The following is a 23278-nucleotide window of genomic DNA, read 5'->3' on the forward strand; positions in this document are numbered from 1 at the left end:
AATGCTATCCAGTGGGCGGGATCGATGACTTGTTCCTCTCAACAATGATGCTCTTGTTGGACTTGGAGCGGCGATATAGCCGGTCAACGCGAAGCTGCGGCGCCGAGGCCCTTGCGCAGAAGTAGCTCATGTCTGGTTCAGAATTAACTGCAGAGCCGCGACCGCCTTGCTCCACGATCATCTCGGCAATGTACTCCTTGAGGTCCCCGACTTCGTCCTGAATGTCCTCGGGGGCGATGCCTTCCTCGTCTGCATCCGCGATGCATTGGCTTGCGAGTTCCTCTGCGGCATCGACGCCCTTCCGCATGAGAGCAGGCTTTTCGATCACATGCTCCTCAATCCATACTCCGACGAAATGGACTGTACGATTTACGATGAGGTCAGCGTCTTCCGAGAGCTGCGCCTTGGTTTTCAAATCGTCCCTCGTCGACACTTTCATGGAACTCACCTCGGCAAATGGGCTCACTTCCAACGCCGACGGGTTGCCAAAAGATGCATCGTGCCGATGAAAATCGCTGTCTAGACCGACAGGATTTCCCCGCCGGACATTCACGGTGCACCGAGCCCCCGCCGCAGGAACAATTCGAACGGAAACGCGTTGCCCTAGCTGGAAACGGGATAAGCGCAAAATGGCCGCGCCACGTGCTGCCTGGAAGGGCTTCTTGAAGGTTGGTTCGGTTACTTGCGGCGTGAAGATTGTCGGCGCAACCAGCGAAGCATCCAAGATCCATTTCAAGATTTTGAACCGCAAGGACGGTCTCCCGGTCAGGAGCGTCTACGCCGACGAGGAAACCGGACAGCTGGTGGATGCAGCGGATCAGGTGAAGGGTTTCGAGATCGAAAAGGACGAATTTCTCCAGATCGAACCTGACGACATAAAGGCGTTGAAGCTGACGTCGAAGCACACGCTCGAAGTCGGCGAATTCGTATCGATTGACGATATCGATACGCGCTATCTCGAGAAGCCCTACTATCTGATCCCGGCCGACGGCGCCGCAATCGAAGCATACGGAGTGATCCGCGATGCCATGAAGAACAAGGGCGTGGCCGCTCGATCCTGCGTGGTGCTCTACCAGCGCGGCCGCGAAGTGCTGATTCAGCCCTATGGCAAGGGCATGGTGATGACCGAGCTTCGCAACCACAACGAAATGGTTTCGGAAAGCACTGTGTTCGATGGATTGGCCAAGCAGAAATACGACCCCGATCTGCTCGAAATCGCCGGCATGCTTATTGACAAAAAAGTGACGACCTTCGATCCCTCGAAATTTGAAGACAGCTATGAAGACGCGCTGATCGCCATGATCGATGCAAAGCGCAAAGGCAAGAAGCTGCCGAAGCCCGCACCAAGGCCACAGGAGAATGTCATCAACCTCGCTGAGGTGCTGAAGAAGAGCCTCAAACAGGAAGGGCTGGCGAGATCCACAAAGAGAGCCTCACCGAAACGCAAGACAGCATAGTTGATAACTGCCCAGCCAGAAGGTCCGCACAGCAGCTCCAGCCGCCCTTAATAGCTCGGAACAATTCTCGCGGTTGCCCGTTGGCCACCAAGGACGATGCCTTATGGCCGAGATCAAGAACGTCGACAGGGCAGTCCTCAAAGAGCCAGAGGCAGCGGATGCCAACATTGCGCTCAAAGGAGCCGGAACGCAGGACTCTGATCGGGCGCCGACAAGCCCCAGGACCGCTGGCCATCGGTAAAAATACATGGGGTGTGAAAAGACCCTTTCGCCTCCAGACGCGGCGACGCGCGACCGGTGGCGGGCCGAACCCCACGCCCAAGCGAAACCCGGAGAATAGATGTGCCCCCCAAACCAGAGCCAACCGAAGAGCCGCCAGTGGATGCGCCGACGTGGACGCCGGACATACGCGAGCCTGAGCCGGATCTTCTTCCCGACGAAGTGCCAGTTCCTAATCCGGACGAGAACCGTGATCCGCCAAAGCGAGGCGTGGTGACAGACTGAACAACGAGTTTGGTCCGGCATCCTCCTGCAAAGGCGTTTATCTCGCCGCCGGGTTCAAGATCGCCAGTGAAATGCGACTGGATTTGGCTGCGCCGAATGCTTGACGGATTTGGTCTCGATGGTGTGGACCTATCGACGCCTCGCCAAGCCTCATTTTCCAAGTATCTGTTCGAACGTGCATTGCTTCGGGCTTTTGTCAGGACGCCATCGCAGAAATTTGGTGCCATGACGGAAACGATCGCCGGTGACATGATCGAACCGCACCTCCGCCACCAGTTCGGGCCGCAATGGCTCCCATTGTCCGCTTCTTTCCGTGCTCCACCGACTGGGACCGCCCGGTGCTTTTCCCGTAAAGCCAGGAGCCGATCGCAAAGCTTCAAGTTGTCGCGTAAGCTTGGCCCTGTCCTCCCGGGCGATCGTCGAAGTGAACCCGACGTGGTCGAGTTGCCCCTGGTCATTGTACAGGCCGAGCAACAGGGAGCCGACTTCACGCGAATTCGCCAGGTAGCGGAACCCTCCGACGACACAATCGGCCGTGCGCAGGCGCTTGACTTTGATCATGGCGCGCTCGCCGGGTCGATATTCGTCATCGAGAAGCTTGGCAACGACCCCGTCGGTCGAACCTTGTCCGGATTGGCCTAGCCATCTGCCTGCCGCCGCCAAATCAAGCGTTGCCCGAGACAGTTCGAGATCCTTTCGCCCGGCCGACTTTACGAACAGTTCGAGTGCAGCGCGCCGAACCGAGAGCGGCTGCTGCATCAAGACGCCCTCGGAGGTCGCCAACATGTCAAAGAGGATCAGCTTTGCCGGCGTCGCGACCGACAGTTTCCGGATCCTGCTTTCCGCCGGATGCAGCCGCATCTGCAAGGCGTCGAAAGAAAGAGAGCCTGCAATTTCGATGACGATCTCACCATCGACCACGAACTCTTTTGTTTTCAGTTCATGCAACATCGCGACGACTTCCGGGAAATACCGCCCTAACGGCTTGCCGGATTTTGCACGCAACTCCACGGCCGCGCCGGATTTAAAGGCCAGGCAGCGGAACCCGTCCCATTTGGGTTCGTATTGCCATCGGCCAGCATCGGCCGGCAACGTGTCGGCAGCCTTTGCTTCCATCGGCGCCGTGCTCAACGCCACGCCGAAAGACGATTTTACACTCGTCGGCAGATCGCGAGAGATGGCAGATTCGCCCGTCATGAAAGTTCCGTGGACAACGATGGAGATCGACTCAACGCAGCACTGGTGCCGGTTTTGGAAAAATCATGCTTCAACAGGGTTAGGTCATGATGAGATTTCAACCAAATCTCATCATGACCTAGGACGGTCTACTCGGCAGCCTGCATGTTGATCTTGCTTTCCGCCATTTCGGTGAGCTTGCGATCGGTCGCCTGCTCTTCCTTCAGGTTCTTGGCCAATACGTTGGCGCAGTCACTGCGGCCAAGCTGCTTGGCCCAGGCGATGAGCGTGCCATATCTGGTCATCTCATAATGTTCGACCGCCTGCGCCGAGGCTATCAGTGCCGCGTCTAGGACCTCCTTGTCGTCAACGTCGCCGCTCACATCGTCGGCTTCCTCCAGAATGCCGTCTATCGCCGGGCAGTTGACCTCCTTGGCCTTGACGCCATGCAATTCGAACACCTGTTCGACGCGCTCGATATGGCCTTTGGTCTGCTCGAGGTGTTTTTCGAATCCGGCCTTCAATTGCGGATCGGTTGCCTTGCCGATCATCTTCGGCAGCGCTTTCTCGATCTGCTTTTCGGCGTAATAGATGTCGCGCAGCGTGTGCACGAAGAGATCGTCGAGTGTCTTGATGTCCTTCGAAAAGAAGCCCATGGCCTTACCTTTCATTGTGCAGAAGTTCGGGTTCGGCGGCGGCTTGCCCGCCACCCGCGGAGGCCGGGAACTCGTCCCGGCTTGCTGGTCAACGCACCGGTGCTGGAGGAGTTCCTGATTCCGAGCCGGGCCGTTACTTCTTTTCGAGACGCTGCGATCCATCTCCAAAGGAGCTTTGACCCAATCACACGTTCCATGGTCCAGACGACGACCCCAAGGCGCACGCCGGCGCGGAAAAACTGACGGCCAGGAGAGCGGAAACGTGCTCTGCGCCGCAAGCTCTCGCAGGCGATGGCTGCCTCGACAAATGCAATGCCAGCGTCGGGCGCGCACTATTTTCGGGAGAACTCTTGGTCAAGTATGCGAAGGCCCTCTTCATATTTGGCCGCCGACGCTCGGACCTGCCTCGACTGCCAGATGTTGTCCTCCAGATCGGCGCGTTTTACGGGGAGCGCCACTGGGTTCGACGCAGCCCGCCGGACAAAGGCGAAATACTCCTCATCCGGCCTGCGCGACATGGCATCGACCGCCGCGGCAATTGTCGGTCCGAAGCCTGCTTCTTCGAGCTTGGCGCGGGTCCAGCCTTCGCCTTTCTCCAGAACGTCATGAAGGTAGGCAACAGTCTTCTGATCGATTGTCTCGACGGCGTCGACGACACGGCGGCAATGCTCGATGTAGGGCCGCCCGGTCTTATCGCGCTGCGACTCGTGAACCTCCTCCGCAATCTTTGCCGCCTGGTAGAAAATGCTCATCGCGCCTGTCGTTACCGTGATTGTCTCTGCCTGATGAAACCTATTCGACGATATGTGGCGTGTGTCGCTTGTCCTCGGCAGGGTCGACATCGATACGGGCCTTTTCCGGATCGAAAGCGCCGTGACCTGCAATAGCCAGAGCAGCCGCATCGGGCGTTTCGTAGGCCCACATGAAATCGTCGGAAGAACTGCCGACGGCGTGGACACGCCAGTAGCTTGCGGTGCCTTTAAGCGGGCACCAGGTGGTGGTGTCGGTCTTTTCGAAAAGATCGAAATAGATGTCCTCGAAGGGGATATAGAAAACGGGCTCGTGCCCGTCTTCACGCAGGACCTTCGCCCGCTCCGTAGCTGCGACGATGGCGTCGGAAAACCGCACCGTCACCGTGCCGGAAAACGGTTCTATGGCCAATCGGCCAAGGTTTTGCTGTGAAGTTGCGCCTGAAGTTTGCATCTGAATTTCTCCCTGGCGATTACCGCAAGATCGGTCATGCCTGGAGACGAAATGCGCGGCGGCGCTTCAGGTTCCGGCATGTCCGATGAACCTGAATGGCGGGCCAGACTTAAAGCGCCTCCCGCTTGCCGTATCCAGCAGTTCTCGTTGGTAAGGCGCGGTGAAATGCTCGTCCAACCCATTCGAAGACTTTAGAAGGACGACACGGTCGTCGCTTCCGTGGAGCGTCAGGGCTGGCGCCGAAATGATCTTCGCCGCTACTTGCCGGCGGGCGAGTTCGTGGCTGGAGATGCTCCAGCTGTTTGGCCGTCGTCAGCTGCCGCCTCATGGACGGGCTCCGGGGCGGCCTCAGTTGCTGCCAAGTGGGCCGCAAGGTCCCTATAGACCTTGTCCCTGCCGCCATCGTGTTTAGCGATCAGGCCAAGTAAGTCATGACGGCTTAGCTTTGCAATCTTCATTAGGAATTCGAATTCGTGCTTCGGAATCGAGGCTGCTAAGCGATCGAGTTTGGCCCGCCGGGTCTCTTTGGACACATGTGCTCCTATGTATCCAGCCATGCGAGGCACGTACTCGAAGGCCCGCCATTGTCTTGATGGCGGGCCTTCGGGCGGCCGAAGCCGCTAGGTCCATCGGCTACTTGTTGCAATTTTGCACGGTCGAGGTCGTTGCGCCACTTGCAGTGTTGTTATCGATGTCATTGCCTGCGGCGTCCTTGCAACGGTCGGTCATGCCGTTCGATTTTGTAGTCGAGTTTGTGGAATTCGGATCGGTTGGCACGGCCGCATTCCCGCTGCCAGTGCCATTGCCAGCGGCGCCGCCGCTGCCAACAGTTCCAGTACCAGTTCCATTACCCGTGCCAGCCGTGCCGCCAGCACCCGTTCCATTTGTCTGCGCCAAGGCGGAACCGGCCAAGGCAATAGTTATCACCGACGCGGCTAGAATTTTCTTCAACATTGGAGTCTCCGTGTTTGAATCGCCGAATTGCGATCGCTTTCCCAACGACAGGTTTTTCTCATTGTTCCCGGCGTAATGGATTGTGATCCGCAGCAGCCTTCGTCGAGGTGGACACTCTTGACGGCGCACGAATTGTGATAAGACCTGACAAGGGCAGGATGGGCTTTGTTCAACACCAAAGCGATATGTTGGGCGCGGCTGCATGCATCCGACGCGGATCGCGATGCGGAATGTGGGCAAGACGGGTTACAACAGAAGCGGCGATCAGAGCTGCGAGCGAACCGGCCGCCTTGATGTTAATCTGACGGTTGAATCTCAAGACCATTCCGACGCAGGAGCAGAACGCATGCCGGCTCGATCCGAAGGATTTACAATCGCTCTGGCTCACAACGGGGATGCACGAACGCAGGCGGCCGCTGCGCTCTATCGACACAACATCGAACAAACCGGAATCGATGACCGGGCAGTGATCGGCGCGGAGCTTACCGACCCCTCCGGAAAGATCTGGGGTGGAATTTGGGGCAGAACGGAACTGGGGCTCCTGTTTCTCGACATGTTCTTCTTGCCTGAAAAATTGCGTGGCCGATCCTATGGATCACAGCTTCTTATGGCGATCGAGGAGGAAGCCGTTAGGCGTGGATGCAAGAGAGCCGTCGTCGAGACGAGCAGTTTCCAGGCGCCTCAATTTTACCGGCATCATGGGTTTGAGGAATTCGGCAAGGTCGAATTCGTTATTCCAGGACACGCCCGCATCTTCCTTCGCAAGAACCTGCAGTAATCTTTGCGGAGGCGCCATCTGCACGAACGGCTGTTCGCCGGCAAAACGCCGGCGCCTTAGCCCTCCCAGCCGTAGCCATCTACTCCCGAAGGTCCTTTTGCCCTTTCCATCCAGGAAGCTCGGTCATCGGGCATAGTAGCCGCGGTCGCGCCGGATCGGAGATATCGAGTTTATCCCAGGGAATGCGGTACAGGCCGTCGCGGCGGCGCAGCCGAAACAGGTCGAGCATCGCGATGCCGATGGTCGAGGCCGACAGACGCTCGAACGCGGCGTAGATGCCAACGTGGAATTCAGTAACGACGAGCTCGTCGCCACGCTGTTCGGCGAGAATCTCTTCGATGTGACCGATGCTCTTTCCGCGCTGCGAGAGCACGCGTCGCCCGGCAAGATGTTCGAGGTTGACTGTCCTCATCATCACGCTCCTGGGATGCGCCCGATGACATGATCGCGCAACCAGTCCTGCCAGGCGAAAATCGACGTCTCGCCCACCTCGATGTCACATTCGATGTCGAGCCCGTTGTCCTGCACCTTTTTCCACGCAATCCTGTGTGGCTCGGCGTGGCGTTTGCCACCCACCCTCGTCGCCAGTTGCGCCATCCATTCCCCGGGCCGCGCGCCAAGGCGGCGCGCCAAAGTGATGGAGCCGAGTTCTATCGCGACAATCCCTGGTGGTTTGCCCCGCCGCAACTCGGCCACCACTCCGTCGACCTTGCCGATCTTGACCCGCCGGCGGTCGAACACCTGCTTGTCCAGGAGATCACGCATCAATTCCATCATGTGCCTCCGAATATCTGCAGCGGAATCGTCACCACGGCGAGCACGAAGGCAAGCGCGATAATGAAGACAACGGCGGCATTCGAAATGATGCCGTTGCGATGTTCGCCGACATAGCGTTCGTCATTCAGCAGGAAGAGAAATGGAACTACCGTCAGCGGAAGGCTCGCCGCCGTTACCGCCATGGAAAAGATGGTCAGCCTCAGTGGGTCGAGGCCAAGCATGATCGGAATGGCGGCCAAAAACAATGATGCCGTATAGACGGCACTGAAGCCCGGATCATCGCGCGGCTTGCGATCCTCGCCCCAGGTCCAGCCAAAGCCCTGCGCCACCAGATATGCCTGTTGCAACCCGACTTCGAGTGCGGCGCCGAAACAGGCAATGGCGAGCGAGGCAACGAATAGAACGAACCCCCAGAAGCCGAATATAGGGATCAGCATCAACGGCAGTTGGTGATAGTCGTCCACCTGGTCGATGCCGCGCGTCGCGAGAACGAGAGCAGCGACGATCAACACGCCGATCGAAATGGTCCCACCGAAGGTCATGCCCAGCCCGGCGATGGCACGATTGGCCCCAAGGTGGCTTTCATCCCATTTGTCCTCGATAGCTCCCGAGGAATAGAACATGAAAAGATAAGGCGATATTGACGCGCCGAGAATGCTGGCCGCCATGAACCAGTAATTGATGGCATCGTGAGCCGGCAGCGAAGGCACGGCGCTGCCAGCGACCGCTGTCCAGTCGGGCTTTAACATCACCGCACCAACCACGAAGCACAGCGTCACGAGGCCGAGGACCGAAACGCCTTTCTCGATAAAGCCAAACGTGCCTTTCCACAGCAGCAACCATGCCAGCAACGCCACCGGCAGTGCCCACCACTGGAAGCCTATGCCGGTGGCAAGTTCGAGTGCGATGGCCACACCGCCGATCTCAGCGGACAGCACCATGAAATTGACGAGAAGGACGACGAGCAACGGCCATAGAAAGACGTTGAACCCAAATCTTTCACGAATGCCCTCTGAGATCGTGTGATGGCTCATCGCGGCGAACCGACCGGCCATTTCAACCAAAAAGATGATGCATATGGTGCCGAGAACTATGGCCCAGATTAGCTGGAATCCGAAGGCGGCACCCGCCTGCGCCGCCGTAGCCATCGACCCGACTTCGAGGAAACCTCCGACACTGGTGACGACGCCAAGCGATATTTCCAGAAGTTTCTTCACCGCTTTGGTCCGAAAGCGCTGGTGTAAGCGGCGGCGAGCGAGCGCATGCCCGCCCGAAGATCCTGTTGTGCGCTTTCCACCTCAGTGCGATTGTTCACCCGCAATCCCGCCTCGGCATGCGCCACCGCCACCGACAAACTGTTGACTGCTGCCGTCAGTCCTGCTCGCCCGGCTGGTTCAGCGGTCTCGGCCGATCGAATTTGCGCCTCGACATCGGCCAGCGTTTTTCCGACCGAGTGCAGTGCGGCCGTGGCATAGGCGGACGGTGCCGCTCCCTCCACCCAGGCATCCAGCACCATCGATACGGTCTGTGCCGCGGAGGCCGCTGTTCGTGATTGCTGCGCCACCTGATTGGAAGACGAGCATCCGGCCAACCCGGCTAGAATCAGAAGCAAGCACAGGCAGCCAACCGGAAAATGACGGTCGTTATGGGGTACAGCGCGCGTTGGATGCGCCACGCGGATTTCCTCCCCGGCCCGAACCAACTGCGTCCGGCATCAATGATCTAGAGCGCTCGGAGAGCTCGTCAAACGAAACCGACGACGAGCCTGTGAGGTCGGCTAGTCCCACGTAACAAAACGCTCCATCCCGGACAGCCGTGAAAGAGGGCGGGCCCGCGCTTCTCTTTGGCGCGGAGAAGCGCGGGCAGATCGGGCTGAGGGGATGACCCGATCGCGCAGCATCAACATGGGAGGGCAACAACGCTGCACGGTTCGAACTTCCAGCCGGGCCACTTGTTCCAACTTCAACTGATTAGGCTCATCGCCGTTCTGAGTACTCAATCCAGGCGTTGGTGGGCCTTTTGAAGGTAGGCCATGGCGAGTTCTCATGGCGTAGAACGGTTTTTGTCGCAACGGCCCATCCATGAACGCGCGCAACGACCGCGATGACGACCGTCGCCTGACCGTGATGACAGCGCACGATCAATCCAGCCCAAACGCCGCGGAACAATTGTGCCCGCTCGTGGTTCCGATGGCACGAAGATGGAGGATATGATGACGGACGCCAAACTCGCTGTGGTGACCGGCGCCTCGAGTGGCATCGGAAGGGAACTCGCAAAGCTGTGCGCTAAAGACGGTTACGACCTGATCATCGCCGCCGACGAGCCGGCTATCCGGCAGGCGGCAGAGGCACTTGAGACCCACAATGTAACGGTCGAAGCCATTGAGGCCGATCTGGCGACCGTCGAGGGCGCCGATCGGTTGATCTCCCAGATCGGCGATCGCGATATCGACCTGTTGTTTCTCAATGCGGGACGCGGGCTCGGCAACGGCTTCGTCGACCAGGACTGGCGAAAAGTCCGCCGGATCATCGACACCAATGTCACCGGAACGGTCTATCTGGCGCATGAACTCGGCGCCAAGATGGCCCGGCGAGGCCGCGGGCGCATCCTGTTCACCGGATCGATCGCCGGCTTCATGCCCGGCACATTCCAGGCCGTCTACAACGGCACGAAGGCGTTCATCGATTCCTTCTCGATCGCGCTCCGCCATGAGCTGAAAGATAGCGGCGTGACGGTCACCGTGCTGATGCCTGGCCCCACGCAGACGCGATTCTTCGAGCGCGCTGAAATGATGGATACAAAGGTCGGCTCCGATGAAAAGGACAATCCGGCCGATGTCGCCAAAACGGGTTACGAGGCGATGATGGCCGGTGATGAACAGGTCGTCAGCGGTTGGAAAAACAAGCTGCAGGTTGCCGCCGCGCATGTCACGCCGGCAGGCACCTTGGCCGAACAGCACCGTAGGATGGCCGAGCCGGGGTCGGCGTCCAGCGACTGAGCTGATATTTCGCGTCATCAAACGGGCTGGCATTCGCAGAGACCGCATGTGCTGCGCGAGGCAATCTATCGCTGCCGCAAGGCGGCACCATCTCGGTTCCCGGCGTCTGTGTTGGCCTGGTCGATCACATCCCGTCTGGCGGCGATCAATAAGGGACCGGCTTTCCGGATGGGCCAGACGCATACGCAACGCTACCTGGAACCTTTATTGGCGACGGTCCAGAACGGCGAAATCGATTCCTCCTTTCTGACTACCCACCGGCCGATCTGGAAACAGGGCCGGATCTCTACAAGACGTTCCGCGACAAGCAGGAGGTTGTGTCAAAAGTGGTGATGCGGCCTCACGGCCGAGACGGGCAAGGCGACCGACACTCACTGCAATCACAAGGGAACATTCGCGTCGACGGCCGGTTAGGTGCCACTTCCGTAACGGTCACCTGCCGTCAAAGCGAGCCCATGATGAACCACGACCAGCATGACAATGTACCAGACGCAGCGCGTAGACTTGTCGTCGGAAGCATGGCGGGAGGAATTCTCGTCGCTTATGCTTCCACGGCGTCAGCCGATACGGGAACAGTGCCTGCTAAAGCAGGCCCTGCGAGCCCGATGCTCAAACAGAATCCGGTGACGCAATATCCCCAGCCGCCGTTCAAGCCACAGGAACAGAAGTGGCCGGGTTTGGCCACCAAGATGGTGCCGCGCCCGGATCACGGCGAAACAACCTACAAGGGATCAGGCAAGCTTGCCGGTCGCAAAGCGCTGATAACCGGCGGCGATTCCGGAATTGGTCGTGCGGCGGCGATTGCATTCGCGCGCGAGCGTGCGGACGTCGCTTTCGGCTACCTCCCCGAAGAACAGGAAGACGCCGACGAACTGGTGGACCTAATAAAAGCGGCAGGTCAAAAGGCTTGCCGGCGATATCCGCAATTAGGCCTTTTGCAGAAAGCTGGTCGATGAAGCAGCAACGCCCCTCGGCGGTCTCGACATCCTGGTCAGCAACGCTGCCCGCCTCACTCGAGTCAACGGTCCTCAAAAAGGGCCGCCAGGCCCACCGCTCCTTAGGCGTGGTGGGCTTTCAGACTGTCCACAGGAGGAACCAATGGCTGGCGATGAAATAGAAAGAAGGCGACTGCAGATGTTGATCGAACAATATCTGGAGACCCGTAAGCGACGGCACGATTTCGTGTCGATCGCGAATGCCGAACTCGCGATCAAGGCGGTCATGCCGCATTGCCCGGTGTCAAGCGCAGCGTTGGCAGAGATGATAGCCGCTGGCGCCGTCACTTACGGCCTTGGCGTCCTATTCGACGCGAGGCAAACCGAGGGCGAACTGCCCGTTGTTTGATAGGCTCATCGCCTGACCAATCGTCGCGCCGTGGCGAAGTTTCGCCCAGCGCTGGAGTACGCCAGACCGGGAGCATGCCAATCGTGCCGGCCGGATCGCAGGCACTTGCCGGCGACGCCGTCTCGGGCCTGGACCCGAATGTCGTCGCATATCTGATGAAAACCAGTGTCTTTGTGCAGTTACCGGGCTTCTCGTTGGGTTGGCACCGTTCCGCTGTCCTGGTGTCTTGCCAAAGACGTCGGTTGAACACCGAGCATATTTCGCACGGCCTCGACCAGCGCAGCAGCCCACACGGGTTTTGACAGCATTTTGTGATGACGCAAATCTTGCGGGATGTCGGATGCCGTGTACCCACTGACGAAAACAAACGGAATTCCGCGGTGCGCTAGAAGAGGGACAAGGGCAGCGCTGGTCTCGCCGCCGAGACCAATGTCCAGGACCGCGGCAGATATGACTTCACCCTCGATCAGCTTTTTCGCGCGAGCAACGGACGGCACTGGCCCGGCGATGGCGAAGCCGGCCTCTTCCAGAATTGCGCGGTGCTCCTCCGCGACCAGCCATTCATCTTCGACGATAAGGATACGAGATGCAGTCACGTTTCGCTCTCCCGATGATCAAACGGAAACTCAATCCGCAAGCTCAAACCATCGGAACCGAAAGATGTTTCAAAATTTCCGCCAAGCCGATACTCAATTTCGCCTTTCACCAGCGAAAGACCAAATCCCGTCTTCTCAGGCGGACTGACAGCGGGACCGCCGCTTTCTAACCATTCGAGCTGAAAACCGTGATCCGACGCCGACCAAGTCACGGACACCACGCCGTTTGGCACGGACAAGGCGCCATATTTTCCAGCATTCGTGGCAAGTTCATGGATCACCATGCCAAGCGACAGGCCCTGCTGAGGCTTGAGCCGAATGTCCTCGCCTGTGGTGTTGATGCGTTCCAGCCCGAACGGCTCGACTTCCTGCCGCACGATTTCCTCTACCGAGACCTCTTTCCAGCTTTCGCGCGAGAGCACTCCGTAGGCCCGCGCCATGGCGCGCAGGCGACCGATGAGCGCTTCGGCGAAAGCCTCCGAAGAGGGAGCATTTTTCAGGGTCTGACTGGCAATGCTGACCGTAACGGCCAGCATGTTCTTGACCCGATGATTGAGTTCCGAGATCAATACCCGCTGGTGGGCTTCGGCTTCAGCCATGGTCGTCACATCGACAAAGGTCACCACCACGCCCTGGATTTTCCGCGCGCTGTCGCGGTAGGGGATCAGCCGCACGAGATAGTGGATGCCGTTGCTATCGCGCGGCAGCTGGTGCTCGATCATCTCGCCGGCCCTGAAAACCTGGGCAATATGGTCGCGCAGGTGCGGATAATCGAGCCGGCTGGCAAGATCGGTCAGCGGTCTTCCGATGTCGGTCGGCAGCAAGTTGAAGAACGAAGACGCCGCCGGCGTGAAGCTGCGGATAACCAGCTTGGTATCGAGAAAAACAGTCGCGATCTGTGTGCTCTCGAACAGGTTCTTCAGATCGCTGTTGGCACGATCGAGATCCTCGATCTTGGAAACCAGTTCGGCATTGATGGTGTTCAATTCCTCATTGAGGGACTGCATTTCTTCCTTGGAGGCCTCGAGCTCCTCATTGGAGGACTGGGCCTCTTCGTTGACCGAGACGAGTTCCTCATTGGAAGATTTCAACTCCTCCAACGCGGTCTCATATTCTTCGATCGTCGATTGCAGGCGCTCGCGCGTATCGCGGAGCTCGCGTTCGAAATCAGCAATCCCAGATGCCACCGGCTGTCGAACCTTTAGAGCCTCCAGCCGCGGCTGCGGCTGGCCCACCGGCTCGAACAGGACGAGAAACAGCGGCTCGCCGCTGCCGCGATCAGTCAAGGGCTCGATCGTCAATGTGACGAATTGGACACGATCTTCATCTTCTTCAATGGCTATCGCTTCGCGCACAACCGTGCGCCGGCCCTCGGCGGCTTCCCGCAAAGCGCCGCGCAATTCCAGACGCAGGCCGCTGCGTGCCATTGTGAGCAATTGTCTGCTCGGCACCCCTTGCGGCGGCTCGAGATATTTGCCGGTTCGGACCGAGTAATAGACGACATCGCCATCACCATTGACGACGACGTGAGCCGGAGCGAAGCGTTCGAGAACCTGCGCTTCAACGGTTTGCCTTAGGGAATAAGACAAGCCGCGGCGGGCATGTGTGTCATTGGCGCTGGAAAAGTTGGTTGCAGGCGCAGCATTCAACAAGATCGGCAGCCGCGGCGGCGCCGAATGTTCTCGTGCCTTGAAGATCCGTTGTTTCTTGTCGACCGGTGCGAACAGGTCGGCATGCTGGCTTATGCTTTCGGAGGTGCCAAGGAACAGATAGCCACCGGGCTTCAGCGAATAGTGGAAGGTCGGAATAACCTGCTTTTGCACATCGGGGCCGAAATAGATCAGGAGGTTCCGGCACGACACCATGTCCATGCGCGAGAAGGGTGGATCGCGGATGACGCTGTGCGCCGAGAAGATGCAGAGATCACGTACGCTCTTGCTCAAGATGAAACTTGTGCCGTCATTGCTGAAGAAGCGTTCGCGACGTCCAGGCGAAACGCCCGCAAGCAATGACTCCGGATAGCGCGCCGAACGTGCGATGCCCAGCGCCGCGTCATCGATGTCCGTGGCGAAAATCTGGATGCGCGGCACGGCCGAAAGTGTATCCATATGCTCGCGCATCAGCATTCCGATCGAGAAGACTTCCTCGCCGGTTGCGCAGCCGGGCACCCAGACGCGGATCGTATCGTTGGCGTCCTTGCCTTCGAAAAGTTTGGGGATGACGGTTTCTTCCAGGGTCTTGAAAGCGTCCGTGTCGCGGAAGAAATTTGTCACGTTGATCAGCAGGTCGCGAAACAGCGAGCGCACTTCCTCCGCATTTGAACGAAGCAACTCTATATAGGCATCGATCGCGGTGTTCTGTGTTATTTGCATGCGTCGCCTGACGCGACGCAAGAACGTCTTGGCCTTGTAGCCCGAGAAATCATGTCCCGAATGGCTGCGCAGGATCGCGTAGATTTCCTCCTGGCCCTTGCGGAGTTTCAAAGCACTGGCCTTGCCATCGTCAGCTTCAAGCTCGTCGAGCAGTTCAAAGCTGTGGGCAAATTCCATGAGTTTCGCACCCATCTCATCGGCCGGGATGGCGATATCGATCAGACCGGAACTGATCGCGCTGCGCGGCATGTCGGGATTGCTCGGACCCGACTCGTCGGAGAGTTGCGCCAGCGTCAGGCCGCCATGCTCCTTGATTGCCTTGATGCCCAACGTACCGTCGGAATCGCCGCCCGACAGGACGACGCCGACGGCGTATTCGCCCTGATCCTCGGCCAGCGCGCTAAAAAAGATATCGATGGGCTTGCGCTCCCTGGACACCGAATTCGGTTGGCGCAACTTTAGGCTGGAATTTTCGATGGTGAGGATCGCGTTGTGCGGCATCACGTAGACGGTGTCAGGATGGATATCCATTGCATCTTCAGCGACACGAACCGGAATTCCGGTGTAAAGCGCAATCACTTCGTGCAGCAGACTTTCCCGTTCCGGGCTGAGATGCGTGACGATCACGAACGCCATCCCGCTCGAAGACGGCATCCCGCGAAAAAATCCCTCCATGGCGGCAATGCCGCCCGCAGAGGCGCCAATACCGACTATGGGGAACCTCGGCAGCTTTTGCATCAATTGTCCTGCTTCAGTGAAATGCAACGCGGCAGCGCTGATTTCGATCCAATGTGTAAACCGTTCCTGGTCGAATTCCCATCCCGCACCGCCGATAGCCACGGAACCGATGAACGCGACCGCCGTTTAAAGCCCGGAGGGCTGCTATGTTATTAGGCATGCGAATTCTGCTCGTCGAGGACGAATTCTTGCTGGCAAGCGAACTTGCCTCCTATTTCAGCGATTGTGGAGCGACCGTTTTGGGGCCGGTATCGTCAGTCAGCCGGGCTCGACGATATATCGATTCAGCGGATGGGGCGGTGCTGGACATCGATCTTAACGGTGAGACTGTTTTTCCCCTCGCCGATGAGCTGACGGACAGAGGCATCCCGTTCGTATTCTTCTCCGGAAACGATCAGATCACCCTACCGGAGCGGTTCCGATACACCCAAAACCTCTCCAAGCCGGCCGGGTTCAGGACGGTTGCCGGGATTCTCGCCGCGCAGTCAACAGCGCTTGGTGAAGACAACGTTTTCCGCGCTCTTCCAAAACTGAGGCTGTCCGCCCGGCTGTTGCTGGGCGACCCACAAGCGGCCGATCGCCTCGTCGAACGGACATTGAAGGCGGCGCTGGAGGAGCGGTTGTCGACGCGGCATGACCTTCCCTTGAGCGAATGGCTCAACACACTCATGGAGGAGGTGCTCCGCAACGACAGGTCTGGCATTATGAATTAAGATTGTCCGATAGTTTGCCGCAGACCGCCCCGTCGACCGCCCCCCACCCCGGTACCCTCCGCCAAGAGCGCTTCGCTTCGTCTTGCAAATACGGCCGCATTCCTGCTAGAAATCGTCGTGGCCAAACCTCCGCAAACCAAACCTGACTCATTCCGCGATTCCGTTGAGGGCGACGCACTCGCAGCGCTGCTCGACGAAATCGCAGAAGAGGAAACACCTGAACGGCTGTTGAAACTCGCCCTTGAGCTGCAGCAGCAACTGCTGTTGTCAAAGCAGCTGAAAAATCCCAACTGAACGGCCTGCAGCTAGGCATCTTGATTTGCCTCGAGTTCCACGATGGCGTCATCGCCTCGTTCGCCAGACCCCTGGTGCGGTAATCTTTCAGCGCTCGATGTGGGCGAAAGCCCAGTCTCAATAGCTCAGCCGTTCTGCGCCCAGAAAGCCCTGATCCCATCATGGCGCGATGAGACGACCTGGAAAATCAGGGCCGACTTGGGTCGCAGCCCGAGGTCGATCACTGCTGCCCTGGCATCTCGGTATTTTCTTGCGGGCTCTTTTTGACGCCGGCCGCGGGTGATGTCTCGGCGGGGGCATTGCCGCCTTGGTTCTGTTCCGGGGTGCGCTTTACCGGCGATGTCTGCCACGATCCGCCTGAAAGGGGTGTGAACACAAAGAAGGCTAGCAGGGCGACGAAGATTACAGCCGCAATGACGACGCCCCACCCGAGTACATTTCGGGTGCCACGCTGTTCTTCCTTCCGGGACACATGCTCCGTCATCACTGGACTCCTTTGTGTCGTTCGATGAGGTACAAATTATCGTGCAGGATCGACCGCACGGTCTGCTCTTCCCCGGCGCCGGCCACCGGCACAGCTGAAGAAAGCTGAAGCTAATCTTCTCCAGCTTTTCGGCTGCCTGGTTTGGCGACCCGCTTTGGCGTTTCCGGCACTGCCGGTTTCTGCTCGGGTGCAGGCGAATTGACCGCCTCATGCGCCAAACGGGCTTTGCGCAATCGCGCCGTTTTCTCTTCCCGCGCTTTACGCTCGGCTTCCATTACTCCTTGTGCGTAGAGGGTGGCTCGTGCGTCTCTGTCGTTTGCGGATCCACTGGCCGCCATAGTCAGCCCTCCGCCTTGTAATTTCTTGCTTCCTTCTTGGCGCCGTCTTTGCCGTGCTCGGCTGCAAGCTCTTTGGCCTGCCCGGGTGACACGTCGGTGACTTCGGCCAACTTGATTGCCTCTTTTTCAGAGAGATCACTGTCCTTTCGCGTGGGGTTCCTTGTCATCGCAGATCTCCTATCAGAGCCCAAACGACCGGACCGGCGGTGTGTTCCGTGGAACCTTCGATAGGCCACCGATTGAGGCGGGCTATCGCGCTTCCGGCAACGAGCGAAAAGTTTCTGATGCGGGCTGACAAGGTACATGATCAGCTTCAAGGCCTTTCGAACTGCTAGGCAAGCCGGGTTATGGCCGGGCTATGACCGTGTGGGACGCGTGACACACGGACGGATTCAGGCATCGATGCCAGGCGCTAGTTCTCGCCCGCGAGCGTGGCGAGAAATGACCGCCGCCATTCTGCTGCGTCATTGCGGCTGATGCGCTTGAGCAGTGCACTATGCCTTGCAATTCTTTCCTCAAGCGGCATCGCGAGCGCTTTTGCGATCGCATCGGCAACCTCGTCGACCGCGTACGGGTTCACGATCAAGGATTCGGCAAGTTCTTCGGCCGCACCTGCAAAACGCGACAAAATCAGCACTCCGGGGTCGGCTTCGTCCTGCGCGGCTATGTATTCCTTGGCGACGAGGTTCATTCCGTCACGCAGGGGTGTGACCAATCCGACCTGGCTAGCGCGCAACAGGCCAGCAAGCCGAGAGCGTGATACGGCACGGTGGATGTAGCGGATCGGGGTCCAAGCCAAATCCGCGTATCTTCCGTTGACCGCGCCGGCGGTTGCTTCAAGCTGGGCCCGGATGTCGGCATAGGCGCTGACCTCCTCGCGCGTCGGCGACGCAATCTGCAAATAGGTTGCCGCCCGCTCGTGTTCCGGATGCCTTTCCAAAAGACGCGCGAAAGCCTCCATGCGGCCGGGAAGACCCTTGGAGTAGTCCAGCCGATCGACGCCGATGATTTGCTTGAGACCTAGAATCTGGCGGCGCATGGAATCGATCTGCACATCCTCCGCCGCCTCATTGGCCATGCGTGCGATTGAATCGACGTCGATGCCGATCGGAAAACACCTCGACAACACCGTGCGGCCGTTCATCTCAGCCGAACCATTGATATCAAAAGTAATGGAGTTGGCCGCCTGCACTGAGCGCCGGAAATTCCCCACGTCCGTTTCGGTCTGGAACCCCACGACGTCATATTGAAGCAGGTCATCGATGAGTTCTTCATGGTCGGGCGTGGCTACAAACAGGTCAGGCGGCGGGAACGGTATGTGAAGAAAGAAACCGATCCGATTCCGGACTCCCAGCCGCCGCAACTGGGCGGCCAAGGGGATAAGGTGGTAGTCGTGAACCCACACCAGGTCGTCGTTGCCCGACAGCAGTCCTGCGAGCGCCTTCGCGAACCGCGCATTGATCTGCCGGTAGGCGTGTAGAAACTCTGCCCGGTGGTTCACCAGGTCGAGTCGGTAATGAAAAAGCGGCCACAGCGTGCTGTTGGCATAGCCATTGTAATAGAGCGAATACTCCTCATAGGGCAGGGTAAGCGCAGCCGTCTCGATCTTTCCCACGCGTTCCAAGCGGATCAGCGGTTCGTCGCTCGCGGCGTAGTCCTGATACTCAGCGCTTGCTCCTAGCCACAGGCCTCCACGCTCGGCCAACGCATCCCCGATGCCTACAGCAAGTCCGCCGGCTTGCGACAGATCGCGAATGTTCCCCAGCCTGTTCGAGACGACAACCAGACGACGCGGGATGGCGCGATCGCCAGTTAGCTCAGCCTCCCCACCTAAGGCGTCGCGCTCAAGGGGATCACCAACCGTTTGCGAGGCCTCGTTGAAAATTTCATCCGGTCGCTGCAACAAGAGCAAATCCTGAGCGTGAAGATCGCTTGGGGAACGGTCCGCGCGTGCGATTGTTCCCGACGTAAGTGTCCAGCCGGACTCGCTGGATCACATTCTCGGCCCGCTCGGCGCCTTTTTCAGCGGCTCTCGCAGGATCGTCGTCGGACGCACCGGTGATGAGACCCCGATCCAGCACGCCGAGCAGCCGCTTTGGCGACGGCCGGACTTACCGCTTTGGTATTCATGCTGCCGGATCCCCTGCCCTGTCATATCAACTCCCCATCTTGGCAAAAGCCCCAATTTACCAAACCGTCAGTCCACCTCGATTACCTTGCGCGTCGGCTTTCGTTGGCGGGGCGGCTGCTTTGCGGCTACGGGCGCGGGCGGGGTCTGCGCTATCGATGCCTCCAACAACTGTCGCTGTTCTCTAAGCCGCGCCGTCTTGGCTTCCCTGGCATGCCGCTCCGCTTCCAACAGCAACTTGGCTTCTCGATCCGCCCTCTCGATCTTTTCCCTGTCGATGCGTCGTGTTTTCAAGGTCGCCTCCTTTGGTCAGACGGCGAACAAAGTGCGGACCTGAAAAAATGTTCCCAACAAATTAAGGCCTGATCTGCCTCAAATGATATTGACGAGCAGCCCGCCGGTTGCGCGCATCTGCGGCTCTGTGACGTCCAAAGGAACTGCTTGCCGTCTGCGGCGTTACGCCACCACGCTGGCGGGAAGATTACCATGGACGACAAACCCCGAACGACGATCAGAAAACCGGCCCGGATTGATCGAGGGCATTGCTTTTGCGGAGCCATCACAGCTGAATTCAGTGGCGATCCCTTTTGGATTTGTTTCGACCACGACGATGACTGCCGACGAGCGATCGGCAGCCCACTGACGATCTGGATTGGCTATCGTCCAGATCAGGTCCATTGGCTCGGCCCAAAACCAAGAACATTCTCGAAAACCAGGGGCGTCGTGCGCTCCTTCTGTTCGGAATGTGGCACCTCGATTGGGTACACCGATGAAGGCTTGCCAAACGAGTTCTACATCTCGATCGGATTCATGGACGCGCCCGAGAAGTTCCATCCCCAAGCCCAGGCCTATTGGGAAATGCGACTGCCGTTTATCAGGATGGATGACGGTTTGCCTCGCGTCGAGGGCTACACCCGGGCGCGCGACCTTACCCTGGGCAATCCCAGAGACCGGTGAGGCAGGAGGTTGGACTTTGGGCCGCGTACCTGCAAGCCAGCGCGAACCGACGTCGTCATGCGGCGAGCTTTGCTGAACCGATCCGTTTGATGGCGATGCTGATCGACCGTTCGCCATCGTCGTAGTCGGCCCAGGCGACGGTCTTTTTCAGGTGGCCCGGAACCGTGCGAACGGTGTATTTTTTCGGATCGAGATCCGCCTTCACCTGACTCCAGGTCAGCGGCATGGATACAGTCGCGCCTTCCCTGGCGCGAGGGGAGAGAGGGGCGACGGCTGTCGCCATGCGATCATTCCTGAGATAGTCGAGAAAAATCCGGGATGTCCGCAGCTTCTTGGCCATGTTGACGAGGTAGAGATCCGGGCTGTCTGCCGCCATCTGGATGCAGACGGCCTTTGCGAAGGCCTTGGCCTCGGCCCATGTCGTCTTGCTGCGGCGGGCCGCCAATGGCGTCACGACATGCAAGCCTTTGCCGCCCGTGGTTTTGCAGAAGCTCACCAAGCCCAGATCTTCGAGACGATCGCGCATTTCCTTGGCAGCCGCGACCACCTTCGCAAAAGGGACTTCCGGACCAGGGTCAAGGTCGAAGACAAGTCGGCCAGGTATTTCGGGATGACCCGGCTGGCAATTCCAGGGGTGAAGCTCAAGGCCGCCTATCTGGGCGATCGCGGCCAGACCCTCGACGCGGTCGATTTGCAGATACGGTTTGTGATCGCCGAAGACTTTCACCAGTTCCAGCAGATTGGATGTGCCTGGCATTGCGTGGCGCTGGAAAAACTGCTCGCCAGCGTAGCCATCCGGCGCGCGCACGAGTGAACAGGGACGACCTTTGATATGTCTGATCATCCAGGGGCCAACGGTCTCGAAATATTCTGCAAGATCGAGCTTGTCGACGGGCTGACCGTCGCCGGCATTCGGCCAAAGCGGCTTGTCCGGCTTGGAAATGATGACGCCCATGACAACCGGGCTTTTTCCTGTCTTGCCAGTCACCTTGGCAGGGTCGGCAATCGGCGTCTCTTGAGGATCGGCTGGACGCTCGGCCTCGACGTCTTTTGCGGGCTTGTCTTCACGCAGGCCTTTGAAGGCGGCCTGCCGGATATTGCCACCCCCGGTCCAGCCGGCGAACTCGATTTCCGCGACCAATTCCGGCTTCGTCCAGAAGACGGTTGAATTCCTTTTCGGTGCGCCATCGCCGGTAAACGGCGACGTCGCGGCTTTCATCTCCTGCAGCCTGGGCATCAGCTGCTTGACCTTTGCCTCGCTGAATCCGGTCCCCACACGGCCGATATAGGCGAAATGTTCACCGCGATTGACGCCGACGAGCAATGACCGGAATTTGCCGTTGGTCGTAGACCAGCCGCCGATGACCACCTCATGCCCGGCGCGGCATTTCGATTTTGCCCAGGTGTCGGTCCTCCCCGAAACATAGGTCGCATCGGCCTTTTTGGAGACAATCCCCTCAAGCGACAGGCGACAGGCAGAACGCAGCACCGCGTCGCCGCCATTGCTGAAGTGCTCGACATAGCGGATGAGATTTTGCTCGCCGCGATCGACTTCGCCGAGCATCTCGCTCAGACGTTCCTTCCGTTGTGACAGAGGCATCTTTCGCAGATCGACGCCATTTGCGAAGAGCAGGTCAAAGGCAAAGTAGATCAGGTCCTTCGTCCGGCGCTCCGACAGCGCTGCCTGCAGTGCGGCAAAATCGGGCGCGCCCTTCTCGCCAAGCGCTACGATCTCGCCGTCGATGATGACGTTGGGAAGACTGGCGGCCTCCTTTGCGATGGCGCCAAATTTCTCCGTCCAGTCAAGACCCTTGCGGGTCTTAAGGGCGATGTCCTTGTCTTCCACGCGCAACTGGACGCGATAGCCGTCAAACTTGATTTCGTGAACCCAGTTCGTCCCGGCCGGCGGCCGGGAAAGCGTTGCGCAAAGCTGTGGTGGGATGAAGTCGGGCATCTTCGCCGCTGAGGCACCAGCGGCTCGCTTCGGCCGCGGAGCAGGCTTTGCCGACCTGGCGGCGCGCTTGTCGGCATGGCCGCGCTTGCTGTCCCAAACGGCATCCGCATCGGCCAACGATGAACCTTTCATCATGAACGGCTTCGGACCTGCCCCCTTCCCCGCTGCAATCCTCTCCATGCTCCGACCCGAGGCGACGGATCGATCCTGAGCCAGCACCGCATCGCCATTGCCCTCTGTCGCGTATTTGTCGCGGTGTTTTATCAGCAGCCAGTTGGTCCGCTTCCCGCCATTGCGGTCATGCTTCATGCGCACGAGGACGAAACTTCCATGCAGGCGCTTGCCCTGCAGCGTGAATTTCAGGTCGCCTTTTTCCAACGCCTTTTCGGGAGACATGGCGCCTTCCGGTTCCCAATATCCGCGATCCCACAACTGCACCGTGCCGCCACCATATTGTCCTTTGGGAATCGTGCCTTCGAAGTCGCCGTACTCCAGCGGGTGATCCTCAACCTCCACGGCAAGTCGTTTGTCGTGAGGATCCAGTGATGGACCTTTGGTCACAGCCCATGATTTGAAGACCCCGCCAAGCTCGAGGCGAAGATCATAGTGCAGCCGCGTGGCCGCGTGTTTTTGGATGACAAACCGAAGTCGATTCGAACCCGCAATCGAGCTTTCGCCGCTGGGCTCTTTCGTCTTCGCGAAATCCCTTTTGGCCCGATAGGTGGAAAGCTCGCCCGTTTTCATGGAAGTGCCCCGACTAATGACGCAACGCCGGGACTCAACGCAGTGGGTGAGATTTGGTTCGGTTCATAGCTGAGACGACGCCGATGCTGCTTTTCCGCTTCAGAGCGGCATCG

General features: G+C 58.9%; 23 protein-coding genes and 1 pseudogene. 8 read left to right on the forward strand and 16 right to left on the reverse strand.

Features of this window, described 5'->3' with window-relative positions:
* Window positions 1-4: 4 nt before the first annotated feature.
* Window positions 5-724: a hypothetical protein gene (locus NKJ57_RS22305; protein WP_352512573.1), complete on the reverse strand. Its 720-nt coding sequence runs from the start codon at window positions 722-724 to the stop codon at window positions 5-7.
* Between NKJ57_RS22305 and ku the strand changes: the two genes are divergently transcribed.
* Window positions 690-1457: a non-homologous end joining protein Ku gene (gene ku, locus NKJ57_RS22310; protein ID WP_502902054.1), complete on the forward strand. Its 768-nt coding sequence runs from the start codon at window positions 690-692 to the stop codon at window positions 1455-1457. The genes NKJ57_RS22305 and ku overlap by 35 nt on opposite strands.
* A gap of 654 nt (window positions 1458-2111) precedes the next feature.
* Here ku and NKJ57_RS22315 read toward each other — a convergent pair.
* The 5 genes from NKJ57_RS22315 to NKJ57_RS22335 form a co-directional block, all read right to left on the reverse strand.
* Window positions 2112-3158 (reverse strand): ATP-dependent DNA ligase, encoded by a 1047-nt coding sequence (locus tag NKJ57_RS22315; RefSeq protein WP_050588795.1) that lies wholly within the window; start codon window positions 3156-3158, stop codon window positions 2112-2114.
* A 128-nt stretch (window positions 3159-3286) separates the two neighbouring features.
* Window positions 3287-3793, reverse strand: coding sequence for a YciE/YciF ferroxidase family protein (locus NKJ57_RS22320; RefSeq protein ID WP_023668075.1), 507 nt, complete (start codon window positions 3791-3793; stop codon window positions 3287-3289).
* Window positions 3794-4125: 332 nt separating this feature from the next.
* On the reverse strand, window positions 4126-4545 hold the full coding sequence (locus tag NKJ57_RS22325) for an HD domain-containing protein (RefSeq protein ID WP_352512495.1): 420 nt from the start codon (window positions 4543-4545) through the stop codon (window positions 4126-4128).
* A gap of 40 nt (window positions 4546-4585) precedes the next feature.
* Window positions 4586-4954 carry a DUF427 domain-containing protein gene (locus NKJ57_RS22330; protein ID WP_023712181.1) on the reverse strand — a complete coding sequence of 123 codons (369 nt, stop codon included), beginning with the start codon at window positions 4952-4954 and terminating at the stop codon, window positions 4586-4588.
* 675 nt (window positions 4955-5629) lie between these two features.
* Window positions 5630-5950, reverse strand: a complete 321-nt coding sequence (locus NKJ57_RS22335; RefSeq protein ID WP_023807304.1) for a hypothetical protein — start codon at window positions 5948-5950, stop codon at window positions 5630-5632.
* 202 nt (window positions 5951-6152) lie between these two features.
* On the opposite strand from NKJ57_RS22335, the gene NKJ57_RS22340 reads away from it, so the two are divergent.
* On the forward strand, window positions 6153-6728 hold the full coding sequence (locus NKJ57_RS22340) for a GNAT family N-acetyltransferase (protein WP_023681170.1): 576 nt from the start codon (window positions 6153-6155) through the stop codon (window positions 6726-6728).
* A 79-nt stretch (window positions 6729-6807) separates the two neighbouring features.
* Here the strand turns inward: NKJ57_RS22340 and NKJ57_RS22345 are convergent, their stop codons facing one another.
* From NKJ57_RS22345 to NKJ57_RS22360, 4 genes are read right to left on the reverse strand one after another with little or no spacing between them, the layout of a single operon-like run.
* A complete protein-coding gene (locus NKJ57_RS22345) occupies window positions 6808-7140 on the reverse strand; it encodes a hypothetical protein (protein WP_023681169.1) in 333 nt (110 codons plus the stop codon).
* Window positions 7141-7142: 2 nt separating this feature from the next.
* Window positions 7143-7505: a hypothetical protein gene (locus NKJ57_RS22350; RefSeq protein WP_245265502.1), complete on the reverse strand. Its 363-nt coding sequence runs from the start codon at window positions 7503-7505 to the stop codon at window positions 7143-7145.
* A complete protein-coding gene (locus tag NKJ57_RS22355; protein WP_023668066.1) occupies window positions 7502-8722 on the reverse strand; it encodes an NRAMP family divalent metal transporter in 1221 nt (406 codons plus the stop codon). The genes NKJ57_RS22350 and NKJ57_RS22355 overlap by 4 nt, the downstream gene beginning before the upstream one ends.
* Window positions 8719-9180, reverse strand: coding sequence for a hypothetical protein (locus NKJ57_RS22360; protein WP_352512493.1), 462 nt, complete (start codon window positions 9178-9180; stop codon window positions 8719-8721). The genes NKJ57_RS22355 and NKJ57_RS22360 overlap by 4 nt, the downstream gene beginning before the upstream one ends.
* A gap of 525 nt (window positions 9181-9705) precedes the next feature.
* Here NKJ57_RS22360 and NKJ57_RS22365 point away from each other — a divergent pair.
* The 3 genes and pseudogenes from NKJ57_RS22365 to NKJ57_RS22375 all read left to right on the forward strand — a co-directional run bounded on the left by NKJ57_RS22365 (window position 9706) and on the right by NKJ57_RS22375 (window position 11847).
* The gene (locus tag NKJ57_RS22365; protein ID WP_023696321.1) at window positions 9706-10503 is read left to right on the forward strand and encodes an SDR family NAD(P)-dependent oxidoreductase; all 798 of its coding nucleotides are present in this window, start codon (window positions 9706-9708) and stop codon (window positions 10501-10503) included.
* A gap of 605 nt (window positions 10504-11108) precedes the next feature.
* Window positions 11109-11511, forward strand: a pseudogene (locus tag NKJ57_RS22370) (SDR family NAD(P)-dependent oxidoreductase); the annotation flags it as partial.
* Window positions 11512-11601: 90 nt separating this feature from the next.
* Window positions 11602-11847, forward strand: coding sequence for a hypothetical protein (locus NKJ57_RS22375; RefSeq protein WP_023687844.1), 246 nt, complete (start codon window positions 11602-11604; stop codon window positions 11845-11847).
* Window positions 11848-12026: 179 nt separating this feature from the next.
* Here NKJ57_RS22375 and NKJ57_RS22380 read toward each other — a convergent pair whose 3' ends face one another.
* A complete protein-coding gene (locus NKJ57_RS22380) occupies window positions 12027-12443 on the reverse strand; it encodes a response regulator (protein ID WP_352512491.1) in 417 nt (138 codons plus the stop codon).
* Entirely contained in the window at window positions 12440-15553 is a 3114-nt protein-coding gene (locus NKJ57_RS22385) for a CheR family methyltransferase (protein ID WP_023736052.1), read from the reverse strand. Before NKJ57_RS22385 ends, NKJ57_RS22380 begins: the two co-directional genes overlap by 4 nt.
* Window positions 15554-15711: 158 nt before the next feature.
* On the opposite strand from NKJ57_RS22385, the gene NKJ57_RS22390 reads away from it, so the two are divergent.
* Together NKJ57_RS22390 and NKJ57_RS22395 are read left to right on the forward strand one after the other, a co-directional pair.
* On the forward strand, window positions 15712-16266 hold the full coding sequence (locus NKJ57_RS22390; RefSeq protein WP_050588792.1) for a response regulator: 555 nt from the start codon (window positions 15712-15714) through the stop codon (window positions 16264-16266).
* Window positions 16267-16383: 117 nt separating this feature from the next.
* Window positions 16384-16560, forward strand: a complete 177-nt coding sequence (locus NKJ57_RS22395; RefSeq protein ID WP_023741817.1) for a hypothetical protein — start codon at window positions 16384-16386, stop codon at window positions 16558-16560.
* Between the two features lie 220 nt (window positions 16561-16780).
* Here the strand turns inward: NKJ57_RS22395 and NKJ57_RS22400 are convergent, their stop codons facing one another.
* From NKJ57_RS22400 to NKJ57_RS22410, 3 genes are all read right to left on the reverse strand, one after another.
* Window positions 16781-17044 (reverse strand): hypothetical protein, encoded by a 264-nt coding sequence (locus tag NKJ57_RS22400; RefSeq protein ID WP_023668057.1) that lies wholly within the window; start codon window positions 17042-17044, stop codon window positions 16781-16783.
* Between the two features lie 750 nt (window positions 17045-17794).
* Window positions 17795-19288, reverse strand: coding sequence for an alpha,alpha-trehalose-phosphate synthase (UDP-forming) (locus NKJ57_RS22405; protein WP_352512490.1), 1494 nt, complete (start codon window positions 19286-19288; stop codon window positions 17795-17797).
* 291 nt (window positions 19289-19579) lie between these two features.
* Entirely contained in the window at window positions 19580-19804 is a 225-nt protein-coding gene (locus tag NKJ57_RS22410; RefSeq protein ID WP_023668054.1) for a hypothetical protein, read from the reverse strand.
* A 192-nt stretch (window positions 19805-19996) separates the two neighbouring features.
* Between NKJ57_RS22410 and NKJ57_RS22415 the strand changes: the two genes are divergently transcribed.
* On the forward strand, window positions 19997-20467 hold the full coding sequence (locus NKJ57_RS22415; protein ID WP_352512489.1) for a GFA family protein: 471 nt from the start codon (window positions 19997-19999) through the stop codon (window positions 20465-20467).
* Window positions 20468-20522: 55 nt separating this feature from the next.
* On the opposite strand, the gene ligD is transcribed toward NKJ57_RS22415, so the two are convergent.
* On the reverse strand, window positions 20523-23165 hold the full coding sequence (gene ligD / locus NKJ57_RS22420) for a DNA ligase D (protein ID WP_352512487.1): 2643 nt from the start codon (window positions 23163-23165) through the stop codon (window positions 20523-20525).
* Window positions 23166-23278: the final 113 nt, after the last annotated feature.

This window comes from Mesorhizobium sp. M0077 (genome assembly GCF_040322955.1).
GTDB lineage: Bacteria > Pseudomonadota > Alphaproteobacteria > Rhizobiales > Rhizobiaceae > Mesorhizobium.